Genomic DNA, 21,654 nt, shown 5'->3' on the forward strand with positions numbered 1-21,654 from the left:
AATCCCCGAAAAATTTTTCGCGTAACGCGTGCGCTAGTCCAACCGCCCGCCGGCGGTGATAATATGCGCGGCGCGTAAACTCGCCGCTTCGTACGCGGCGGCGGCAACGTTCATGGACATTCGCAATATCGCCCAGTCCAGGTTTGGCTCGCAAAGAACGAATGCAAACGCGTTGCCGAGGGCGCGCACGAAAATACCTCCGCGTTCGCAACGCAATTCTATCTCGCGCGGTTGGTTGCCCTGGGTTTGAAATGTCGCCAGCAATTGCGCGAGTTGTGCGCTCAACTCGGCGGCTTGGGTTTTGTTCCACTCACCGGCGACATACGCGTCCTGAATTGCGCCGTCTTCCGCGCAGATAAATCCTTGGGTCACGCCCACCAGATTGCGTAGCGCGTTCAGGAAAGCGTCTTTGGCAATATTGAGTTCTTGCGAGGCAAGACCAGCCCACACATCCGAATGATCTTTTTCGAACAGCGGCATAACGACTCTCCGAATTCTTTACGCGCTAAATAGTTCTGGCGCGGCGGACAGTAAACCGATTTCCTCGAGGCGCTGATTCGATTGCGTCTTGAGGTCTGCGAACGCGGCGGATAACCCGGGTATCCAGTTCGCGTCCCCAGCCGTCATCAATTTGCGGACCGCCGACGCGAATCCGGCGCACAAGCCCTGATTGAATTCATTGACGGACACCGCGCCCGTGAACGTGATTTGCCCGGCGCGATAATCGAACTCGCCGGCGAACGGATCGAGGAATGGATACGCGGTGGCTTGCTCGATGCACGCGCGTTTGAATGCCGTCCGAAAATGCTCGGTTGCGCCATCGGCATCCACTACGCGCTCTATCGTTTGAAAGACGTGTTGCCACAAGGCGAATGTCGCCTGGCGCGCGAAACTTGACGCGAGGTCGGCGTGATGGCTGTAGATGCTCGCCAGATCGGAGCGGTAGACGGTGAAGAGCGCCGGTCGTTGTGTTGCCATTTCAGTAATCTGCGCGAGCTGGTCGGCGCCGGAAACAATCGCGCCACCGTTCATCAGGACGCACTCGACTAGGACACCTTCTTGCAGATAGACTGTCGCCGTGTCGGGACTGCCGGTAAAGCGGATTTCAATATAGCCACTGTGCGCTTCGTCTTGCAATTTCGCGACAAGTTTGTCGAGATGCGTAAAGTCGCTCGCCAAATCTTTGTACAGCGGTTCGCCTTGCGCCAAGCCGCCCAACAACGCGACCAAATCGGAATCCAGCCCCGCGACGTGAATCGCGCCGTCCTTTTCTTTGGCTTTAAGCGCAATCGCTTCGGCGGCGGCGATGCCGACGCGTTTTGCGCCGGGCGTTTCTTCGATGGCGCTGACGCTGTTGCCCTGATCCATCAAGACCAGACCTTCGTACTCCCACGCCGCTACGCGCACATAGCCGGTAAACTGGGATGTTTTCAATTCGCTCAACAACGCGTCGAACTGTGTAAACGAGGTATTGAGGTTTTCGTAAACAGATTTACCTTTGGGTAGCAAAATCATCCGATGTTCCTCAGTGAGATTCGGGAGTGAGTATGGCGAGCAACTGGCGACGGATCGGTTCGACCCCGACGCGTCCTTCCAACCAACATCCGAGGTAGTCGTCCCCTTTTTTGACGAGTATAATTTTTTCCGTGGGCGAGGTGGCGAGCAGGTATTCCCAATTGCCGCGTTCCCACAGCGCGCTGACGGCTTGCGCGATTTTGCCGGCTTGCGCGAGCAGGGCGGCATCGGTCGGGACGATTGTATCGGACGAGGTAGCGCGCGGCGCGCCCTCGGAGGTGACGAGCATGGTCGTCCGCACGCCGCGTTGTTTGCCTAGCGCGCGCAACGCGGTTTCGATTTCGATCAGGCGCGCGGCTTGCGCTTCGTCCAGTCGGCGCAGTCCTTCGAGGACGAGCGCATTCCAGGGCGTGTTAATCGTGCGCTGTTCCCACGCCGGTGGATCGAGTTCGACGTGAAATTCGGCGTCCTGCCAGCGGAGCATTTCGTACACCGCGTCTTCGCCGCGTAACCCGCGCGCGTCGGCGTCCACGATTTCGCCGGCGGCGATGAACAAGGCGCCGCGGTGCGTCGCGCCGGACAGCGCGATGCGCGCCGGGCGTCCTTCGGTGCAGTGCAGTTGAATGAGATTGGGTAAACTCAGGTCGCGAACATTACCGGTGAGTGGCATGCGTATGCTCCATTAACGCGAGGCATGTTTGTGTGCGGCGTCTGCCATCGCGTTGAAAAATTCGGACACGCCGTCGCCGGTGAGACAACTGGTCTCGAAAAACGGCGCGCCCCATGCTGCGGCGAGCGCGCGCCCTTCATCCATCGGCACGTCGCGCGCCAAATCCGTTTTGTTTGCGGCGATGACGAGCGGCACGCGCGGCAGAATCGCGCGGACTTCGTCGTGCCACTTGAGCAGCTGCGCGAAGGACGCGCGGTCGTTCGTCGCGTACACCAATCCGACGGCGCGACTGCCGCGATAAAACGCGCGGCGCGTAAACGCGAATTGATCCTGCCCGCTCACATCCCACACCACCAAACGCCGCGTGCGATTGTGGTGCGCGATGTCGTACAGATGAAAATCCACGCCGAGCGTCATCACGCGCGCGGCTTGGAATTTGCCGGTGCAGAGCCGGCGAATCAAGGTGGTCTTGCCCACGCTGCCGTTGCCGCCGAGCGTAATCTTGAGCGGCAAAGCGGGTTCGGGTTCTGGCGCGGGCGGCGGCTCGTCGCCGGCGCACGCCTGCTTGAGCGTGAACGCGTCTTGAATCACGCGGCGCAGTTCGATCAGCGGAAAGGGCTTGGTCAAATAGTTGTACACGTTGAGGCGTTGCGCGGCTTGTTGCACTTGTTCCGAACCGTACGCGGTCATCAGCACGGTGCGCGTGTCGGGTGATTTGTCTTTGAGTTGGCGGATCAATTCCAAGCCCGTGATGCCCGGCATCCGCAGATCGGTCACGACTACATCCCATCTGCCGGTTTCGATTTTGGCGAGCGCCTCTTCGCCGGACGCCGCCGTTTCGATGTGATAATCCAACCCCAGGTCGGTCAAACTTTCTTTCATCAAGAACGCGACGGTTGCTTCGTCTTCGACCAACAGGACACGTTTCGGGGACATGCTTACCTTTTGCGGTGGTGAATGTTCGGACGGTGAATCAATCCGTGACAGTCCGCATTATATTCGATTGAGTGCGCGTGTGCGTTACGTAGAATTACGATTGGCTACCGGTTACGTAAAAAATAATCGGGGCGTTCGACTGAACGCCCCGACCGGGCAAGAAGCAGAAAAACTTTATGCGGTTTCGGTTTGAACGCGTTGGCGCGCGCGGGTTTATCCGACGAAGCGGTACCCTTTCCCGCGTACATTCAAAATGATTTTCGGGTGCTGGGGATTGTCGCCCAGTTTCTGGCGTAAGCGTTGCAAGTGGACGCGCACGATCGGGCGCGCATCCACCTCGGCGAGGTCGTACCCTTGCGCGGCATGCACCAGTTCGCGCGCGGTGACAACGCGCTCGGCGTGCGTGGCGAGATAATCGAGCAAGTCGAATTCGGTCGGCGTCAAATCTACCGGCAGATCGCCCAACGCGACCAAACGCTTTTGGCGGTCGAGCGTCAGATGCTGGGTTTGTGCGAACCGCTTGCCGTTCGGCGTATCCAGGGCGGCGGCGGTTTGATCTTCGTGTTTCAACGCGCGTAACGTGTTTTCGAGATTGTTGATCAACTGTTGCCGGCGGAGGGCATCCTGCCGTTTTGCCAAGCCGCGTTCGACGCTCGCGACAATCTGGGTCATACTTGCCGGTTTGGTCAAATAATCGAACGCGCCTTGCCGCAACGCGGTGATAACGGAATCGAGCGCGGCGTAGCCGGTCATCATGATCACGACGGTTTGCGGCGCGTGCGCGTGAATGCGCGTGAGCAGACCGATGCCGTCTATGGGTCCCGGCATTTTGATGTCGAGCAACGCCAGATCGAACTCGGTTTCTTGGCACGCGTGCCATGCCTGCGCGGAATCGGCGGCGCAGTAGACGCTCAGTCCGTGACTTTCGAGCGTGTCTTTGATAACAGTGCGAATCGTCGCTTCATCATCCGCGAGAAGAATTTTTTCCGGGCGGGTAGTTTTTTTTGTAAGAGGGACAGATTTCATACGAGCCAAATCGTCAAGGCGCTTTCTTTACCCAACGCGCGGGAGACCGGTTAGCGTCCGTTGCGGTGGGTGAGATAAGGTTGATTCTACTACACCCCACACGGATTGTCTACTTTTGACCGCATTTTGACCGCGAGCAAACACGGTTTGGACTTGAAAAAAATATAACTAGTCGAAAGTTCCATCTGTTTGGAGCGAAGGGTCCGAAATGGCAATGCGAAGGTATCTCGTCCGGGATTGGATGACGCCGGATCCGGTGACGATTGATCCCCATACAACTTTACCCGAAGCGCACCGCTTGATGAAAGAGTGTTGCATTCGGCGTTTGCCGGTCGTCGAGCACGGGCAACTCGTCGGCATTGTCACGCTGGGCGATGTGCGCGAGGCGTCTCCATCGAGTGCAAGTTCGTTGAGCATCTACGAACTGACGTACCTCATTGGGCGGTTGACGGTGGGGCAAATCATGACGCGCGATCCGATCACCGTCGCGCCCGATTTTTCCGTTGAAGCCACGGCGCGCTTGATGCTCGAACACAAAATCGGCGGCTTGCCGGTCGTGGACGGCGAACGCGTCGTCGGGATTATTACCGAGTCGGATATTTTTCGTTTGTTGGTCAACGAAGGCGAACTCCGGCGAGTGTTCGCTTAAGCAAGGCTTCTCGGCGAGCGAAGACGCTCGCCTTTCTTGATGAAGCGGGGGAGAGAGAGATGGCAAAGAAACTCGATCGCACGGGCGATGTAGACATCAATCGCAAAGAACGTTTGAAAATTCCGCGCCAATCCGTGCCAAAGCAAAAGCCGGATGTGCGCGTCCATAATTTTGACGAAGTATACCTGGGTTTTAACGAAGAGACCGCCCAGACCGAAGCGTCGCGCTGTTTGCAATGTCCGGAGGAATCCGGTTGCAAGCTCGGCTGTCCGTTGCACAACGATATTCCGCGCGCCATGTGGCACATCTCGCGCGGCGAATTTTTGCAAGCCGCCGAGGTCTATCGCGAAACGAGCAACCTGCCGGAAATTTGCGGTCGCGTGTGCCCACAAGAAAAATTGTGCCAGGGTTCGTGCGTCGTCGGCAAACGCGATTATCCGGTCTTTCTCGGCAAGCTCGAATACTTTGTCTCGGATTATCAACGCCGCACGACCGGCATCCCCAAGCCCAAACTCGCGCCGCCGACCGGCAAACGTGTCGCCGTCGTCGGCTCCGGTCCCGCGGGTCTCGCGGTCGCGGAAGAATTGATCAAGCGCGGTCACGCGGTCACGATCTTTGAGATTCTGCCGTTCCCCGGCGGCGTGATGGTGTACGGCATTCCCAGTTTCAAACTCGCCAAGCAAGTCATCGCCGATAAATGCAAATTCCTCGAAGAACTCGGCATCGAGTTCAAGTGCAACACGACCATCGGCAAAGACAAGACGGTGGACGATTTATTCAAGGAAGGTTACGGCGCAGTGTTCCTCGGCACCGGCGCGTGGACGCCGACGAAACTCAATTTGCCCGGCGAAGACCTCCAGGGCATTTACATGGCGACCGAGTATCTCGTGCGCGGCAACTTGCCGCCGGACTATTTGCCGGATGGAATGCAGGAACGCCCCGAATCTGGCAAGCACATCGCGATCATCGGCGGCGGTGACACCGCGATGGACTGTGTGCGGACGGCGCGCCGTCTGCAAATCCAGTCGGGTATCACCGATGGCACGGTCGTGGACTATTATCGCCGCACCGAAAAAGAAATGCCAGGCAAGGCGGAAGAACGCACGAACGCGAATGAAGAAGGCATCCAGTTCGAATTCCTGGTCGCGCCGGTGCGCTTCATCGGCGACGAGTTGGGGCACGTGCGCCAGATGGAATTGATTCGCATGACGCTCGGAGAACCGGACGCGTCCGGTCGCCGCCGCCCCATCGAAGTCAAGGATTCGAATTTTATTGTGGATGCGGACAATGTGATTTGCGCGCTCGGCTACAACCAGGATCGCTTGATCGAAAAAACGACGCCGGGTCTCAAGGTGGACAAGTGGGGTTGCTTCATCGCGGATAAGCAAACGGGCGCGACGAGCAAGCCAGGCGTTTACGCCGGCGGTGATGCGGTGACCGGCGCAGACTTGGTCGTCACCGCGATGGTTGCCGGGCGTCGCGCGGCGCTCGCGATAGATCAGTACTTGCGCGACCTTGGAAAGAATTAGTTTCCGGTTTGATTGGCGCGGTAGGGAACGCTCGCCAGAGCGTTCTACAATTTGGCAAAACGACAACCGTGTGGAGAAATGCACGAGGGATTGGATAATCCCTCGTTTTTTATGCTCGCAAAACTGTGCTATACTCATCACAGGTGGATCTGATTAGCACTCTGTCATTTCGAGCGGCGAATTGTGCCGCGAGAAATCTCTCTATGTGCTATCGCGCGGATTTCTCCTCGCGAAAATCGCTCGTCGAAATGACACTCTGCAGTTGCTCACAGACTGGATTCTTGACGCAAAGGCGAGGCGAAACATGAACTTTGGTATTCCAAAAGAAGTACGCGAACTGGAAAATCGGGTCGGTTTGACGCCGGCGGGTGTGCACGCGTTGATCGAAGAAGGACACACCGTGTTTGTCGAACGCGGCGCGGGCGCGAGCGCGGGATTTACCGAAGAAAATTATCGCAACGTGGGCGCGACCGTGGTCTATTCGGCAGAAGAGGCGTATGGTCGCGCGGAGGTGGTTGCCAAAGTCACGCGGCTCGCCTCGAACGAATACAAATATCTACGACCAGGGCAAACGATTCTGTCGTTCACCCATCTCGCGGTTGCTTCGCGCGATTTGCTCGATGCCCTGCGCGACAATGCGATGACGGCGATTGCGTACGAGATGATCCAAAACGCGGACGGCTCATTGCCGGTGCTGTTGCCATCGAGCGAAATTGCCGGTCGTCTCGCGCCGATGGTTGCGAGTGAGGCGCTTTCCAGTACGCGCGGCGGTCGCGGCATTTTGTTGAGCGGCGTGCCGGGCGTGCCGCCGGCGGCGGTCGTCATCCTGGGTGCGGGCGTCATCGGGATGAATGCGGCGCGCGCGTTCCTGGGTCTGGGCGCACAAGTCACGTTGCTCGATCGCGACTTTGCAAAACTGCAACGGCTCGACGAAATGTTTGACGGGCGCGTGACGACGCTTGTTGCCACCGCGTACAACTTGAATCGCGTGATCGAATTTGCCGACGTGCTCGTCGGCGCGGTGCTCGTACCAGGGCAACGCGCGCCGATGCTCGTGACGCGCGAGATGGTCAAACGCATGCGCGCGCGCGCGGTCATCATTGATTTTTCGATTGACCAGGGCGGTTGCGTCGAGACGAGTCGCCCGACGACACATCGCGATCCAACTTTTGTCGCGGAAGGCGTGATTCACTATTGCGTGCCGAACGTGCTCGCGCGCGTCGCACGCTCGGCGAGCCACGCGATTGTCAACGTGTCCGTGCCGTTCCTGCGCGAGATTGGCGCGCTCGGCGTGGAGGGCGCGATTCGCGCGAATGATGCGTTGGCGCGCGGCGTCAACGTGTGGCAAGGCAAACTCGTCAATGCCCAGGTCGCGCAGGCGCTCGGCGTCGAAGCCGAAGGCACGATTTAAGGAGGCACGATGGCGCAGACTCCGACCGTCGAACAAATAATGACGTGCGACCCGGCGACGGTGTCGCCCGAAGAATCGTTGCGAACGGCGATTGACCGAATGCGCGAGCGCGGCTGCCGGCGTTTGCCGGTCGTGCAAGCCGGCAAAGTAGTCGGCGTGATTAGCGACCGCGATTTGCGGCGCGCGACGAATTCGCCGTTCGTAATGCAGGAACGTTGGTACAACGAATTTTTGTTAGACAAGATCACGGTGCGTGTGTGTATGAGCGCAGAGCCGGTCACGATCACGCCGCAAACGCGCATCGCGGACGCGGCGCGCATCATGCGCGATCGCAAGATCGGCGGACTGCCGGTCGTCCAAGGCGAGCGTCTCGTCGGTATCGTGACCGAGACGGATTTGCTCAATTTTTTAATTCGGGTTTTGGAAGTGGATAATCATGTATCGAACTAAATCGGTCACCGCACAACAAGCGGTGCAAATGATCCAGTCGCATCACCGCGCCTACCTGGGCGGCGGTGCGGGTGTGCCGCATCGCTTGCTCGAAGCGCTCGTTGCGCGCGCCGGTGAATTGCGCGATGTTGAGATCGTGCACGTGTTGACGTTTGGCGCGGCGCCGCACCTGAAACCGGAATACGCGGCGAGTTTTCACCATCGCGCGCTTTTCATCGGCGAGAACGCGCGCAAAGCGGTGCAAGAAGGTCGCGCCGATTTTATGCCGATCTTTCTTTCCGAAATTCCGAACCTGTTTCGCGATGGCACGCTGCCGATTGATGTCGCGTTGATCATGGTCTCGCCGCCGGATGAACACGGCTTTTGTTCGTTCGGCGCGGAAGTGGGATGCACCAAGCCCGCCGCACAAGCCGCGAAAATCGTGATCGCCGAAGTGAATCGGCGTATGCCGCGCGTGCTCGGCGACTCGTTCATTCACATGAGCAAACTAAACTATGTCGTCGAAGTGGACTATCCATTGCCCGAAGCGTTGCAAGGCGGCACGACGCCGGTGCATCAACAAATCGGAAAACACATTGTGGATTTGATTCCTGACGGCGCGACGATGCAACTTGGCATCGGTTCGAGTCCCGATGCGGTGCTCGCACAGTTGGGCGACAAGCGCGACCTGGGTGTGCACTCGGAATTGTTTTCGGACGGTGTGATTGACCTGGTCGAGCGCGGCGTCATCACGAATGATAAGAAAAGTTTGCATCCGGGCAAGATCGTTTCCGGCTTTTTGTTCGGCTCGCAACGACTGTACGATTTCGCGCACGACAACGCGATGATCGAATTGCATCCCAGCGATTATGTGAACGATCCGTTCATCATCGCGCAGAACGACAATATGATCTCGATCAACTCGGCGCTCGAAGTGGATTTGACCGGGCAAGTGTGCGCCGATTCGATCGGTCCGGCGATTTACAGCGGCATCGGCGGGCAAGTGGATTTTGTGCGCGGCGCGTCGCGTTCGCGCGGCGGCAAGCCGATCATCGCATTGCCAGCCACGGCAAAGGATGGTAAAATCTCGCGCATCGCGCTGCACCTCAAGCCCGGTTCCGGCGTTGTGACCTCGCGCGGAGACGTGCATTACATCGTCACCGAGTACGGCATCGCGTCGCTCTATGGCAAATCGGTGCGCGAGCGCGTGCAAGCGCTGATCGCGATTGCCGCGCCTCAATTCCGCGAGGAATTGGAACGCTACGCCAAGCAAAACAACTACCTGTGATATGAATTTTTCTTTTCCCTTCCTTTCACGCAAATCCAACGAACCGCGCGTGCATCATCTCGCCACCGCGCGCGGCGAGTTGACGATTGTGCCGGCGTGTTCGGTCGCGTTGCTCGACCAGTTGGGCATTGACGATGGACTGGGTTTTTTCTGGCACAATCGTCCCGACCGGCAACTCGACGCGTTGAAAAAAATCGCGGCGACGCCGGACGGTTGTGTGACAATCGCGCACAATGGCACAATGGTCGTCGGCTACGTGACGATTGGCGCGCCGGACCCGGACGTGCGATGGGGACGCGATCAGATCAAGGGGCTGTACGAACTGGGCGGCATCGAAGTGAGTCGCAACTGGCGGCGTGCCGGGATTGGCGAAGCAGTTCTGGCGGCGACCTTTACCGATGATTCGTACGCGGAGGCGATTGTGCTGGCGACCGGGTATCGGTGGTGCTGGGATTTTGAAGGGAGCGGCGTCAACCTCCGCGACTATCGCGACGCGTTGCATCGGTTATTCCGCAAATTCGGTTTCGAATTTTTCGACACGGATGAACCGAACATCGCCTGGTATCCGGATAATGCGCTCGTCGCGCGCATCGGCACGCGTGCATCGCGCGAGTTGGTGGCGCAATTCAAAGCATTGCTGTTTGAAAGCGTCGGATCGGATTACTCGCTCGGCGAATTTGTCGGGCGGTAGAGACCTTGCGCCGCACGTCGCGGCGGCAATCCATGCGTGCCTCGTTCTTGCGTACTACGCGCGAGAACGGGTTTTTGTTTTTGCCTTTTGCCAAATCCTTTTAATTCTGGTAAAATGGCGCACGCACTTGAGGGGGCGTGTCGAAACTGGCAGACGAGCATGGCTTAGGACCATGTGGGCTTACACCCGTGAGAGTTCGAGTCTCTCCGTCCCCATCGCTTATTTTCGATTTTGGATTTATGATTTTCGACGTGTAACGCCACTGAAATCCAGTGTCATGTGCACTATGGAATCAACCAGAGAAATCTTTTTTTTGAAGGACATACAGAGTGAAAGTAACCACAGAACGTCAAGCCGATTGCAACGCCGTCATCACCGTCGAGGTAGACGAAGAACAAATTGAACGCGCGATGCGCTCTGCCGCGTCGCGCGTGTCGCGCATCCGCCCGATTCCCGGCTTTCGCCCCGGCAAAGCGCCGTACGCGCGCGTCGAGCGCATCGTCGGCAAAGAGTTGTTGCGCGACGAAGCGATTGACGAACTCGCGCAATCGCTGTACAAACAAGTCTTGCAAGATGAAAAGATTGACCCGTACGACACCGGCAAACTCGACATCGCGCAAAAAGACCCGCTCGTTTTGAAATTTACCGTGCCCACGCGTCCCGTCGTCACGTTGGGCGATTATCGAACTTTGCATCTGACGCCGCAAACGCTGCAGGTGACCGATGTCGAAGTGAACGAGACGCTCGAACGCATTCGCCGCGAAAACGCCGAAATGACGCCGGTCACGCGTCCCGTCCAGCTGAACGATCTCGCGACGTTGAACATCAACGGCGGTTTGGAAGGCGGCGCGACGCTCGACCGTGAGGGTTTGCCGGTCGAAATTCTTAAGGAAGGCGGCGTCTTCCCCTGGCTCGAACAATTGGTCGGCGCGAACGCCGGCGAGACGCGCACGATCATGCACACTTTTACCGGCGATGAACCCAAAACCGCGACGTACACGGTGACCGTGGTAGATGTCAAAGAACCGCATCTGCCTGAATTGAACGACGACTTTGCCAAGTCGGTGAGTCAATTTGAAAACATGGAACAGTTGACGACCGCGATTCGCTCTCAACTGTACGCCGAGAAGGAACGCAAAGAGAACGAGCGCTTTGCCGATGAAGCGGTGGATGCGGTGGTCGCGCAGGCGACGATTGCTTTCCCTGCTTCGATGCTCGACGACGAAATCGGTCTCGAACTCGAACGTTCCAAAAGTTTGGCGCAACAACTTGGCTTGACCTGGGACAAGTATCTCGAACTTGCCGGCAAGAAAGAAGAAGAGATTCGTGAAGAAGCCAAACCACGCGCCGCGCGCCGTGTCAATCGGCTGCTCACGTTGATGCAAGTCGCCGAGATGGAAAAGATTGAAGCCACGCGCAAAGACGTGGACATGGAAATTGATCTGCGCGCAATGTACGCGCAACAGAATGGCGGCAATGCCGCGCAAACGCGTCGCGCGCTCTCGAACGCCGAATCGCGCCGCGACATCGAGTTCCAACTTAAACTAAGTAAGTCGGTTGCGTTCATCGCGTCATTGCTCAAGGGCGACCCGACGAGCGGCAAGATTCTCACGCCGGAGATGGTGCGCGAAGAAGAACGCCGCGCGCGCGAGCAAGCCGCCGCGCAACCCGGTGCGCCGACGCCCGGTTTGATTATTCCAGGGCAGAATCAGTAGACAGTGTTCAGTGTTCAGTGTTCGGTGGACTGAATACTGCAAACTGAATACCGAACACTGTCATTTCAACAAGGAGACTTGATGAGCAACATTAGCATCCCGCGCAACGTGATCCCGATGGTTGTGGAAAGCACCGGTCGCGGCGAACGCGTGTTTGATATTTTCTCGCTACTGCTCAAGAACCGCATCGTGTTCTTGGGCACGCCGATTGACGACCACATTGCGAACCTGGTCGTCGCCCAACTCTTGTTCCTCGATAGCGAAAACCCCGAAGCCGAAATTCGGCTCTACATCAACTGCCCCGGCGGTTCGATCACCGCCGGTCTCGCGATTCTCGACACGATGAACATCGTGAGCGCGCCGGTCTCGACGATCTGCGTCGGTCTCGCGGCGAGCATGGGCACGGTCCTGCTTTCCGGCGGCGCGAAGGGTCGCCGCTATGCGCTCCCCAATTCGACGATTCATATTCATCAACCCTGGGGCGGCGCACAAGGTCAAGCGGTGGATATCGAAATCGAAGCGCGTCGCATCATGCGCGAACGCGAACGCCTCAACGAAATGCTTTCGAGAAACACCGGTCAATCACTCGAACGCATCATCCACGATACCGATCGCAACTATTACATGGATGCGAGCGAAGCCGTGACGTATGGGTTGATTGACGAAGTGCTGTTGAGCGCAAAGAAAGAACCGGCGGAGAAAAAAGTTCCATAAGTTCCCCCTAGTTCCCTTAGTTCCCTTGCGATTGGTCGCAAGGGAACTGAAGGAACTGAAGGAACTGGAAAAAGTGATGCCCAATCTCCTTAAACGCGGCGAAGAGTACTGCTCGTTCTGTAGTCGCAGTTCCGATCAAGTCAATCGTTTGATCGCGGGACCGGAATCGGTGTTCATTTGCGACGAGTGCGTCGAACTGTGTCGTGAAATTCTCGAAGCCGAAAGCGCGATGCCAAAAGGCGAAACGGTTTCGATTTCCAGTTTGCCGCCCAAAGAGATTTACAAACGGTTGAATCAATATGTCGTCGGGCAAGACCGCGCGAAAAAAGTGCTCTCGGTCGCGGTCTATAATCACTACAAGCGCACGCAAGGCGAAGCATCACCCGACGAAATCGAATTGGGTAAGTCGAACATCCTCTTGATCGGACCGACCGGGTGCGGTAAAACATTGCTCGCGCAAACGTTGGCGAAAATCCTCGACGTGCCGTTCTGCATCGCCGACGCGACGGCGCTGACCGAAGCCGGCTACGTCGGCGAAGATGTCGAGAACATTTTGCTCGCGTTGATACAAAACGCCGATTACGATTTGCCGCGCGCGCAACGCGGCATCATCTACATTGACGAGATTGACAAGATCGCGCGCAAAGGCGGCGACAGCCCCTCGATTACGCGCGACGTGTCCGGCGAAGGCGTGCAACAGGCGCTACTCAAAATTCTCGAAGGCACGGTCGCGAATGTGCCGCCGCACGGCGGACGCAAACATCCCCAGCAAGAATTTTTGCAACTCGATACCACGAACATCTTGTTCATCTGCGGCGGCGCGTTTGAGGGCTTGGACAAGCTCATTCTGCGCCGCGTCGGCGAAAAGCGCGCGGTCGGTTTCAAGGGCGAGCGCGAACGCGCCGCACACGAATTGTCTTCGTCGGAATTGTTGCGCCTGGTTACAGCGGACGATTTGCTCGCGTTCGGGTTGATCCCGGAATTCGTCGGACGGATGCCAGTCAGCGTCAGCGTTGACCCGCTCGACGAAGAGATGTTCATCAAAATCCTCACGGAGCCGAAGAATTCGATCGTCAAGCAATTCCAAAAATTATTCGCGCTCGATCATGTGGAACTCGTCTTCACGGACGATGCGCTCTCCGCGGCGGCTTCCGAAGCGTTGCGCTTGCGGACTGGCGCGCGCGGCTTGCGCACGATCATCGAAGGCGTCCTGCTCGACGTGATGTACGAAATTCCCTCGCGGCGCGATGTACGCAAGTGCGTCATCACCGCGGAAACGATCCGCCTTAAAACGAAACCGATCCTGCTGACGCAAAGTGAACACCCCGTAGATTGGCAGGAAGCGCAAACCGCCTAACCGCGCGATTCGGATTTTTGCACTGGAGCATCTATGGCTACTTTTTTTACCCCGCCACCGGAAACACGTTCGGTCGAGGAGACGGGGATTAATCTTGCGTTCCTAGCCGACCTGGTTTTGAAAGTGATGTACACGCGCGGCTTTTTGATGGGACACGAAATCGCCGACGCGGTGCGTTTACCGTTTGCGAATGTCGTTGATCGCGCGCTCGATCATCTGCGCCGCGAACATCTCGCCGAAGTGCGCGGTTCGGGCGGATTCGGCGAATCGTCGTACCAATACGTGATTTCGGACGAAGGGCGCGCGCGCGCGCGCGAAACGATGGAGAAGAGCCAGTACGTAGGTCCCGCGCCGGTAACGCTTGAAGCGTACACCAAGATGGCGAACACGCAATCCATCAAAGGGTTTACGATCACCGAAGAACAAATGCGCCGTGGTTTTGCTCACCTCGTGATCGGCGATCATATTTTGGCGCAACTCGGTCCGGCGATCAATTCCGGCAAATCCATTTTCTTGTTCGGCGAAGCCGGCAACGGTAAAACCGTGATTGCGGACGCGGTTGGCGCGATGTTGCCTGGCGTGATTTTTGTGCCGTATGCGATCAACGTAGACGGGCACGTTATCAAAGTGTTCGACGAACTGCATCATCGCGTCGTGCCGGAGAAAGAAGACAACGACGCCGACGATACGCCCGGCTTACGCAAGGGCGAACGATACGACAAACGCTGGGTGTTGATTCGCCGCCCGATGATTACCGTGGGCGGCGAGTTGATGCTGGAAAGTTTGGATTTGTCGTATGATGATACGACCAAGTTCTACGAAGCGCCGTACCAACTCAAAGCGAACGGCGGCGTGTTTTTGATTGACGACTTTGGTCGCCAGCAGATGAGTCCTCATGCCTTGCTCAATCGGTGGATCGTGCCGCTCGAAAAGCGCGTGGACTTTTTGACGCTGGTCACCGGGCGCAAGATTGATGTGCCGTTCGACACGCTCGTCATCTTCTCGACGAATCTCAATCCGGAGCAATTGGTGGACGAAGCGTTCTTGCGCCGCATTCGCTACAAGATCAGCATCCCCGATCCGACCTGGGAAGATTATCGCGAGATTTTCAAACGTGTCTGTACTGCCAAAGGGGTGCAGTATTCCGAAGATGGTTTGCGGCATTTGGTGATGGAACATTACATCAAGACCAAACGCAAACCACGCGCCGTCCACCCGCGCGATATTATAGACGAGTTGGTTGACATCGCGCGTTTTCGCAATGTGCTACCGGCGATGTCGAAAGAACTGCTTGATCTTTCGTGCAATACGTACTTTATCAAATCGTAGTTCAAACCCAATTCCCGTCTTCCGCCGCGCGTGAGAAGGCGGGATTCTCGCGTTCACCGAACGTTTGCTTGCCCGGGCGCGCTGACGCGCCAGAATTCTGACGAAAGGAAAACGTATGCCTGTCTCTAAACAAGAGGTGCTCGACTATCACCGGATGGGTCGCCCTGGCAAAATTCAGGTCGTGCCGACCAAGCCGTCGTTGACCCAGCGCGATTTGACGCTCGCGTATTCGCCGGGCGTCGCGGAAGCCACGCTCGAAGTCGAGCGCGATCCGGAAACCGCGTACGAATTGACCGCGAAAGGCAACTTGGTCGCGGTCGTGTCGAATGGCACGGCGATTCTCGGCTTGGGTGATCGCGGTCCGCTCGCCGCCAAGCCGGTGATGGAAGGCAAGGGTTTGCTCTTCAAACGTTTCGCGGACATTGACGTATTCGATATCGAGATCAATGCGCGCACGCCGGAAGAAATCATCAAGGTCGTTCAGGCGCTTGAACCGACTTTTGGCGGAATCAATCTCGAAGACATCAAAGCGCCGGAATGTTTCCAGGTCGAGGAAACGTGCAAGGCGACGATGAACATTCCGGTCTTTCACGACGATCAACATGGCACCGCGATTATTTCCGGCGCGGGTTTATTGAATGCGCTCGAAATCACCGGCAAAAAAATCGGCGAGATCAAAGTCGTCATCAACGGCGCGGGCGCAAGCGGCGTCGCGTGCGGCGAGTTCTGGATCCGGCTTGGGGTGAATCGCGCAAACGTAGTGATGTGCGATACGAAAGGCGTGCTCTACAAAGGTCGCGTCGAAGGGATGAATCCGTACAAAGAACGTTTCGCGGTGGAGACCAAATCGCGCACGCTTGCGGATGCGATAAAGGACGCAGATGTGTTCCTGGGTTTGTCGTCCAAGGATGTGTTGACGCCGGACATGGTCAAGACGATGGCATCCCAGCCGTTGATTTTCGCACTGGCGAATCCGGATCCGGAAATTCGGTACGACCTTGCCAAAGCCACGCGTCCGGACGCGATTGTTGGCACCGGGCGCAGCGATTATCCGAATCAAATCAACAATGTGCTCGGATTTCCCTTCATCTTTCGCGGCGCGCTCGATGTGCGCGCGAAGGCGATCAACGAAGAGATGAAAGTTGCCGCGGCAAAATCGCTCGCCGCGCTTGCGAAAGAAGATGTGCCCGATTCGGTGCTCAAAGCGTACGGACTCGAATCGTTGCATTTCGGTCACGAGTACATTGTGCCCAAGCCGGTGGACCCGCGCGTGCTCTTGTGGGAAGCGCCGGCGGTTGCACAAGCCGCGATGGCGAGCGGCGTCGCGCGGCGCACGATTGATCTGGCGACGTATCGCGAGCAACTCGAAGCGCGACTCGGCAAAGGGCGCGAGGTGATGCGGACGATCATCACCAAAGCGAAGGCGAATCCCAAGCGCATCGCGTTTGGCGAAGGCGAAGAACCCAAGATCATTCGCGCCGCGGCGCAGATCGAAGAAGAAGAGATCGGCAAACCGATTCTGCTGGGCAATCGCCAGATGATCGAACAACGGATCAAAGAACTGGGTTTGGACTATCATCCGCAAATCGTTTCGCTCGCACGCGGCGACGAGAATGTAGAACGTTACGTCGAGGCGTACTACAAACTGCGCGCGCGCAAAGGGATCACGCGCGGCATGGCAGAGCGGATGATGTCGCGCCGCAATCACTTTGGTCCGATGATGGTGGAATTGGGCGATGCCGACGCGTTTGTGAGCGGCTTGACGTTCAACTATCCGGATGTGATTCGCCCCGCATTGCAAATTGTTCATACGCGTGAGGGTGTGAAAAAAGCGGCGGGGATGTACATCGTCATCACGCGCGATCAACGCGTCTTTTTCTTTACCGACGCGACCGTGAACATTGATCCGTCGTCCGAAGACCTTGCCGAGATCGCAATTCTCGCGGCGGACGCGGCAAAGGCGTTCGAGGTCGAACCGCGGATCGCGTTGTTGTCGTTCTCGAATTTCGGAAGCACACCACATCCGTCGTCGGACAAAGTGCGTTACGCGGTGCAGTTGGCGCGCGAAAGACGCCGCGACCTGCAAATTGATGGCGAGATGCAAGCGGACACAGCTGTGGTGCCGCAGATTCTGCAGGAACGGTACGCTTTCGCTCAGGTGCGGAATCCCAACGTGCTCGTGTTCCCCAGTCTCGAAGCGGCGAACATTGCGTACAAACTCGTGCGGCATCTCGGCGACGCAGAGATGATTGGTCCAATCCTGCTCGGGATGGGCAAGCCCATTCACGTGATTCAGCAGGGCGATGAAGTGAAAGATATTGTGAACATCGCCGCGCTTGCAGTGGTGGACGCGCAGCGGCAGTAGATTTTTTCGAGTGTTGGCGCGGATGTTCAATATCTGCGCCAGCACAAAACGGCTATTTTAGTAGGTGTTTAACGATTTGTGCCGCGTGGTCTTAGGACTATTCTCCCACTGGCGGAAAAAAATGAACCGTAGTATAATCCTGCCAGCGTAGAATTGTCGCTCGTTTTGGCGCGTGGTGCATCCGTCAAGTTTAGAACGCTAAAAGAAAGGGAATGGAGAAATCTTATGGCTACCAATCGCATCCGAATTGTTTTGATGTTGCTGGTCGCGGCGAGTCTCGTCGCGGTGTTTGGGCTTAGTCCCGCCTCGGCGGCGATTCAAGCGACCACGGTTACACCGACTGCGGTCAAGACCGCTGTTCCCGCGCAAGCCACGAAGACGATTACGCCAACCGTAGCCGCGCCGACGGCAACCAAAACAACAGAGCCGGCGGCGACCGCGACCAAGACATCCGTTCCAGCAGCGACCGCGACCAAGACATCCGTTCCGTCGGCAACCGCAACCAAGACTGTGACGGTGTCCGTGCCGACCGCGACAAAAACAATTACAGCAGTTGTCCCAACGAAAACGATTACACCGACCAAGGTTGTGGTTGCGACGGCAACCGTAACACCCACCAAGGTTGTTACGCCAACCGCTACGCGTACAGCAACAGCGACTCCGACCATAGTCCTTCGTGCGCCGCGCGCCGGTACGGTCTCCTCGCTTTCGACATCATTCGCTCTGCAAAACATGGATCCAAGTACAACGGCGAATATCAGTTCGACATTTTATGATGTGACCGGGACCGCAGTGTCTGTTGTGAACAAAACGGCAAGTCCATATCGGAGTGTGACGATAGATCAAAGATCTGCTGGCGGTGGGTTGGACTCGTATGCCAGTTTTCAGGGCTCGGTAGTAGTGAGTTCAACCACACAGTTGGCGGCAGTGGTGAATCAATATGCAGGAAACTCAGTTACGTTGGGCAGTGATTTCCGTTCCGACAGTTACAACGGAACCTCAAGTACACAAGCCTCTACAAGCGTGTTATTGCCGCAATTATTGAGGAACGTCACAGATGCTACCCAACAAAAAACGTACAACTCAACAATCGCAATCCAAAACACCAGTTCCACTACAAGTGCCAATGTCGCAATCACCTACACAAATGTTTTTACGCCAACTCCTCCCTATGTTCATAGTGGGATTTCAATCCCACCGGGCTCTGCGGTTTTCATTGATATGATGACGGAAACTTTCCCGGCCTCTTTCCTTGGCCCGAATGGCATATCATTTGGCTCAGCTACCATTACCTCAAACCAGAATGTAGCTGTAGTGGTGAATCAGAACGCAGCCGGTGCTCTCTTGGTCTATCGAGGTTTTACGAGTGCCGATGGAGGCAATTCTTTAATTGTGACACAAGCACTCACGAATGTCTTTGACACCGGGCAACAGCTTAACTATGGTTCAGCAGTCGAAGGAATGACCGTAAATGGAGGTTCGACGGTAGTCACTGTGGATTACACCAACCTTTGGGGAACAACCAAGACATGTACGCTTCCTGCAGGAGCCACTTTCCGGGTGGATTTCCGTCCTGGAAATTGGCCTGCCGGCTGCACGCCTCCCGTAAACGGACTTGGGCAATACTTTGGATCTGTCAAGTTCACCGCAAGCACACCCATTGTTGCGCTCAGTAACCTGCAGAGTGATTATAGTGTTACCAAAGGGATCCGCGCAAGTACGTCGCGTGCGTTTGTAACCACAGGAACAACAACAACGGGATATGCTCCCTTGCTGATGAGAGATTATTTTGATGTGGGGACGAATGTCACTTGGGGAACTGCCCTGGAAGGAAAACTGCTTTCGGGTACGGGGCTGGTAACGATCAACTATTATTTCTCCGATGGGACAACCGCAAGCGATACATACACGGCTGGCGCTGACCAAATCTTCCGTTTTGATCAGCGTTCTGGGTCAGTCTTCGGTTCGGGCAAGAGTGCTTCGGCCGTTATAACTTCGGCACAACCGTTTGTGTTTACCGTGAACGCTCAAGGAACTAGCGCCACGCTCGGAGATGCACTTACGGTTTATATGAGTCAGTAAACAATTGGTTCTTGTTGACGGATATAGAGCTGGCTGTGTGTGGGTACAGCCAGCTCTTTTTTGATTGTTGGCGCGACTGACGTCTCCGCCCAGATTACCTCTGTCGCAATTTGACGGGTTATACGGTTGTGTATCCGGTAATGAGTGCGCGTCAAAGTTTTGCATCTCCCGATCGGCGGGATGGTTGGAAGAGCGCGCGCCCGATCGGCGAGTGACGCCACGGATGATTCGTGGCTGGACGCTGGGTCTGGGTAGCACCCAGGTCTGCGGTGGGCGCGGTCATGAGTGTCACACCCTCGGGTACGGGCGTGGTGCTCACACTGATATTGGCAATGACCGGTGGAGCCATGGTCGGTGTTTTGTCCACCGGGGATAGGGGGCTAACGACGTTTGACGTTTTTGAAATCGGTGCCGGTGCGCCGTCCGCACTTCTCGGCGTAATTGGGTCATGATTTGCGGCCAGGCTTCGTCCCAGCGATCACTGCACGCAATGTTCCGCAGCGCCAACAGCGGATCCACATGCGGGCGCGCCCAATGCATGCCCGCGCCCTTCGGCCGCGCTTCGACCACCAGTTTGTTGCCGCTTTCCACACTGCCACTGCCAATCGGATACCCGAGTTGTTGAAAACGTGCATACTCGATATGCGCCCGCCGTTTGTCCAAGTAACCCAAACTGGTTTCTAGGGTGGCGAGGGTCGCACCATCGCCGGGTCCCACCACCTGGGTCTGGCGTTGCAACTCGCGTATTTGGTCGAGCACCTGATCGGGCGAACCATGTTTGAGTTCGTGCAACGTCGCCTCCCGCCAGGTTTTACTTTGCTCGCTCCCTTCGCCCCAAACGGCCTCTCCCGCCGCAGTCACATACCCGCCGGCATGACGAAAATTTAAAATCCGCACGGCATCCCGCCGATGTAGATCGACAAAACCTTGTTCCCATTCTGCCCCATCGGTCACCGCGCACACCTGTTTCGCGGTTTCGGTCCCGCGGCGCTGGGTCTCGACCAGAGCGAGCCGCCCAAAGGTGTCTGCATCCGCCAATCGCGAAAAGTAACTCAAGTCGGTGCTGTGCACGACGGTCTCTCCGTTTTTCGCATCCGTCACCGGCGGTTGCACGACGCCCACCCCCAAGGTCTTGACTTCAGCCCATTCGCGATGGACCAGCCGCACGAAGGCTCCATCCACACTGAGGAGTTGCACCGCGGGTCCGTCGGGTGGGGCGGGCGTGGTGCGCTCCAGGTGTTCCACCTGCTCGGTCTGCACGGTCACGTAGGCGGCTCCGGCGGCTTCGGTATTCCGCCGCACCGTCGCCTCGGTCAGATGGACCCGGTTGAAAAAGCGTAGTTCTTTCACCGCGCGCCCAAACGGCATCCAGGTGCCTAGGTGAACCAAACTTTCCTTTAACGCAGGCGTGAGCCGTCCGGGTAAAAGTTGGAGTTCGTCATCGAGGGGGAAAAATCCCCCATTGACACTGGGGGCAAACGGCATAACTGCGTTTCAATGCAATTGTCTGGTCATGGTTGGTGAGTAACTCCCGCGTGGGGTGTCCACGCAGTTCCATCGGCGTCCCGCACTGCGGACCCACCGGACGTTCCTGTTCGGTCGCCGTCGTCAAATCCGCGACCCGACTCACCAGCGCGGCATCTTCCAACATGCGGGCGCGTAACCGAGCCAACCGTTCATCGAGCGCTGTTTCGATTTCTTGAAAAGTGGCGCGAGGATGTTGAATCCGCCACTCCTTCATTTGGGTAATGACTTCGTCACTCAAGGCATGCCAGCGGGCGTCCAAGTCCTCAATCTTCATCGGTTCCTCCGATCGTCGGTATAAATTGGATTCTACCGTATCTCTTATCCAATGTCACTACCCGTGCAAAACTTTGACGCGCACTCCAACTTCGAGTTGACAGACAGACCACCTATGGTAAAATCACGTAGCACGAAATTCGAGATC

19 protein-coding genes and 1 tRNA gene are annotated in these 21,654 nt (G+C 56.9%); 13 read left to right on the plus strand and 7 right to left on the minus strand.

Translation table 11 applies throughout. The annotated features are described in order from the left end of the window. Positions 1–33: 33 nt before the first annotated feature. The 5 genes from HY868_26960 to HY868_26980 form a co-directional block, all read right to left on the minus strand. Complete coding sequence (locus HY868_26960) at positions 34–480, minus strand: hypothetical protein (protein MBI5305798.1); 447 nt, start codon at positions 478–480, stop codon at positions 34–36. A gap of 18 nt (positions 481–498) precedes the next feature. Further along, on the minus strand, positions 499–1,515 hold the full coding sequence (locus HY868_26965) for a hypothetical protein (protein MBI5305799.1): 1,017 nt from the start codon (positions 1,513–1,515) through the stop codon (positions 499–501). A 10-nt stretch (positions 1,516–1,525) separates the two neighbouring features. Further along, the gene (locus HY868_26970; protein ID MBI5305800.1) at positions 1,526–2,185 is read right to left on the minus strand and encodes a DUF4388 domain-containing protein; all 660 of its coding nucleotides are present in this window, start codon (positions 2,183–2,185) and stop codon (positions 1,526–1,528) included. Between the two features lie 12 nt (positions 2,186–2,197). Next, on the minus strand, positions 2,198–3,121 hold the full coding sequence (locus tag HY868_26975) for a response regulator (GenBank protein ID MBI5305801.1): 924 nt from the start codon (positions 3,119–3,121) through the stop codon (positions 2,198–2,200). A 213-nt stretch (positions 3,122–3,334) separates the two neighbouring features. Continuing rightward, a complete protein-coding gene (locus tag HY868_26980; protein ID MBI5305802.1) occupies positions 3,335–4,147 on the minus strand; it encodes a response regulator transcription factor in 813 nt (270 codons plus the stop codon). Positions 4,148–4,388: 241 nt separating this feature from the next. Between HY868_26980 and HY868_26985 the strand changes: the two genes are divergently transcribed. The 13 genes from HY868_26985 to HY868_27045 all read left to right on the plus strand — a co-directional run bounded on the left by HY868_26985 (position 4,389) and on the right by HY868_27045 (position 19,706). Then, positions 4,389–4,796, plus strand: a complete 408-nt coding sequence (locus HY868_26985) for a CBS domain-containing protein (GenBank protein ID MBI5305803.1) — start codon at positions 4,389–4,391, stop codon at positions 4,794–4,796. 59 nt (positions 4,797–4,855) lie between these two features. Beyond that, positions 4,856–6,325, plus strand: a complete 1,470-nt coding sequence (locus HY868_26990) for an NAD(P)-dependent oxidoreductase (GenBank protein MBI5305804.1) — start codon at positions 4,856–4,858, stop codon at positions 6,323–6,325. 304 nt (positions 6,326–6,629) lie between these two features. After that, entirely contained in the window at positions 6,630–7,736 is a 1,107-nt protein-coding gene (gene ald / locus HY868_26995; GenBank protein MBI5305805.1) for an alanine dehydrogenase, read from the plus strand. Between the two features lie 9 nt (positions 7,737–7,745). Beyond that, positions 7,746–8,186 carry a CBS domain-containing protein gene (locus tag HY868_27000; GenBank protein ID MBI5305806.1) on the plus strand — a complete coding sequence of 147 codons (441 nt, stop codon included), beginning with the start codon at positions 7,746–7,748 and terminating at the stop codon, positions 8,184–8,186. Further along, positions 8,173–9,453, plus strand: coding sequence for an acetyl-CoA hydrolase/transferase family protein (locus tag HY868_27005; protein ID MBI5305807.1), 1,281 nt, complete (start codon positions 8,173–8,175; stop codon positions 9,451–9,453). The genes HY868_27000 and HY868_27005 overlap by 14 nt, the downstream gene beginning before the upstream one ends. Before the next feature lie 49 nt (positions 9,454–9,502). Then, the gene (locus tag HY868_27010; protein MBI5305808.1) at positions 9,503–10,144 is read left to right on the plus strand and encodes a GNAT family N-acetyltransferase; all 642 of its coding nucleotides are present in this window, start codon (positions 9,503–9,505) and stop codon (positions 10,142–10,144) included. Between the two features lie 131 nt (positions 10,145–10,275). Beyond that, positions 10,276–10,359, plus strand: a tRNA-Leu gene (locus HY868_27015). Positions 10,360–10,473: 114 nt separating this feature from the next. After that, entirely contained in the window at positions 10,474–11,859 is a 1,386-nt protein-coding gene (gene tig, locus HY868_27020) for a trigger factor (GenBank protein MBI5305809.1), read from the plus strand. Between the two features lie 108 nt (positions 11,860–11,967). Further along, positions 11,968–12,573 (plus strand): ATP-dependent Clp protease proteolytic subunit, encoded by a 606-nt coding sequence (locus tag HY868_27025; protein MBI5305810.1) that lies wholly within the window; start codon positions 11,968–11,970, stop codon positions 12,571–12,573. Positions 12,574–12,649: 76 nt separating this feature from the next. Beyond that, positions 12,650–13,930, plus strand: coding sequence for an ATP-dependent Clp protease ATP-binding subunit ClpX (gene clpX, locus HY868_27030; protein ID MBI5305811.1), 1,281 nt, complete (start codon positions 12,650–12,652; stop codon positions 13,928–13,930). Between the two features lie 33 nt (positions 13,931–13,963). Further along, complete coding sequence (locus HY868_27035; GenBank protein ID MBI5305812.1) at positions 13,964–15,259, plus strand: ATP-binding protein; 1,296 nt, start codon at positions 13,964–13,966, stop codon at positions 15,257–15,259. Positions 15,260–15,374: 115 nt separating this feature from the next. Further along, positions 15,375–17,624: an NADP-dependent malic enzyme gene (locus HY868_27040; GenBank protein ID MBI5305813.1), complete on the plus strand. Its 2,250-nt coding sequence runs from the start codon at positions 15,375–15,377 to the stop codon at positions 17,622–17,624. Positions 17,625–17,849: 225 nt separating this feature from the next. After that, complete coding sequence (locus HY868_27045) at positions 17,850–19,706, plus strand: hypothetical protein (GenBank protein ID MBI5305814.1); 1,857 nt, start codon at positions 17,850–17,852, stop codon at positions 19,704–19,706. 315 nt (positions 19,707–20,021) lie between these two features. Here HY868_27045 and HY868_27050 read toward each other — a convergent pair whose 3' ends face one another. Beyond that, positions 20,022–21,056 carry a hypothetical protein gene (locus HY868_27050; protein ID MBI5305815.1) on the minus strand — a complete coding sequence of 345 codons (1,035 nt, stop codon included), beginning with the start codon at positions 21,054–21,056 and terminating at the stop codon, positions 20,022–20,024. Between the two features lie 88 nt (positions 21,057–21,144). Beyond that, positions 21,145–21,507 (minus strand): hypothetical protein, encoded by a 363-nt coding sequence (locus HY868_27055; GenBank protein ID MBI5305816.1) that lies wholly within the window; start codon positions 21,505–21,507, stop codon positions 21,145–21,147. Positions 21,508–21,654 lie beyond the last annotated feature (147 nt).

It is taken from the genome of Chloroflexota bacterium (assembly GCA_016219275.1).
GTDB lineage: Bacteria > Chloroflexota > Anaerolineae > UBA4142 > UBA4142 > JACRBM01.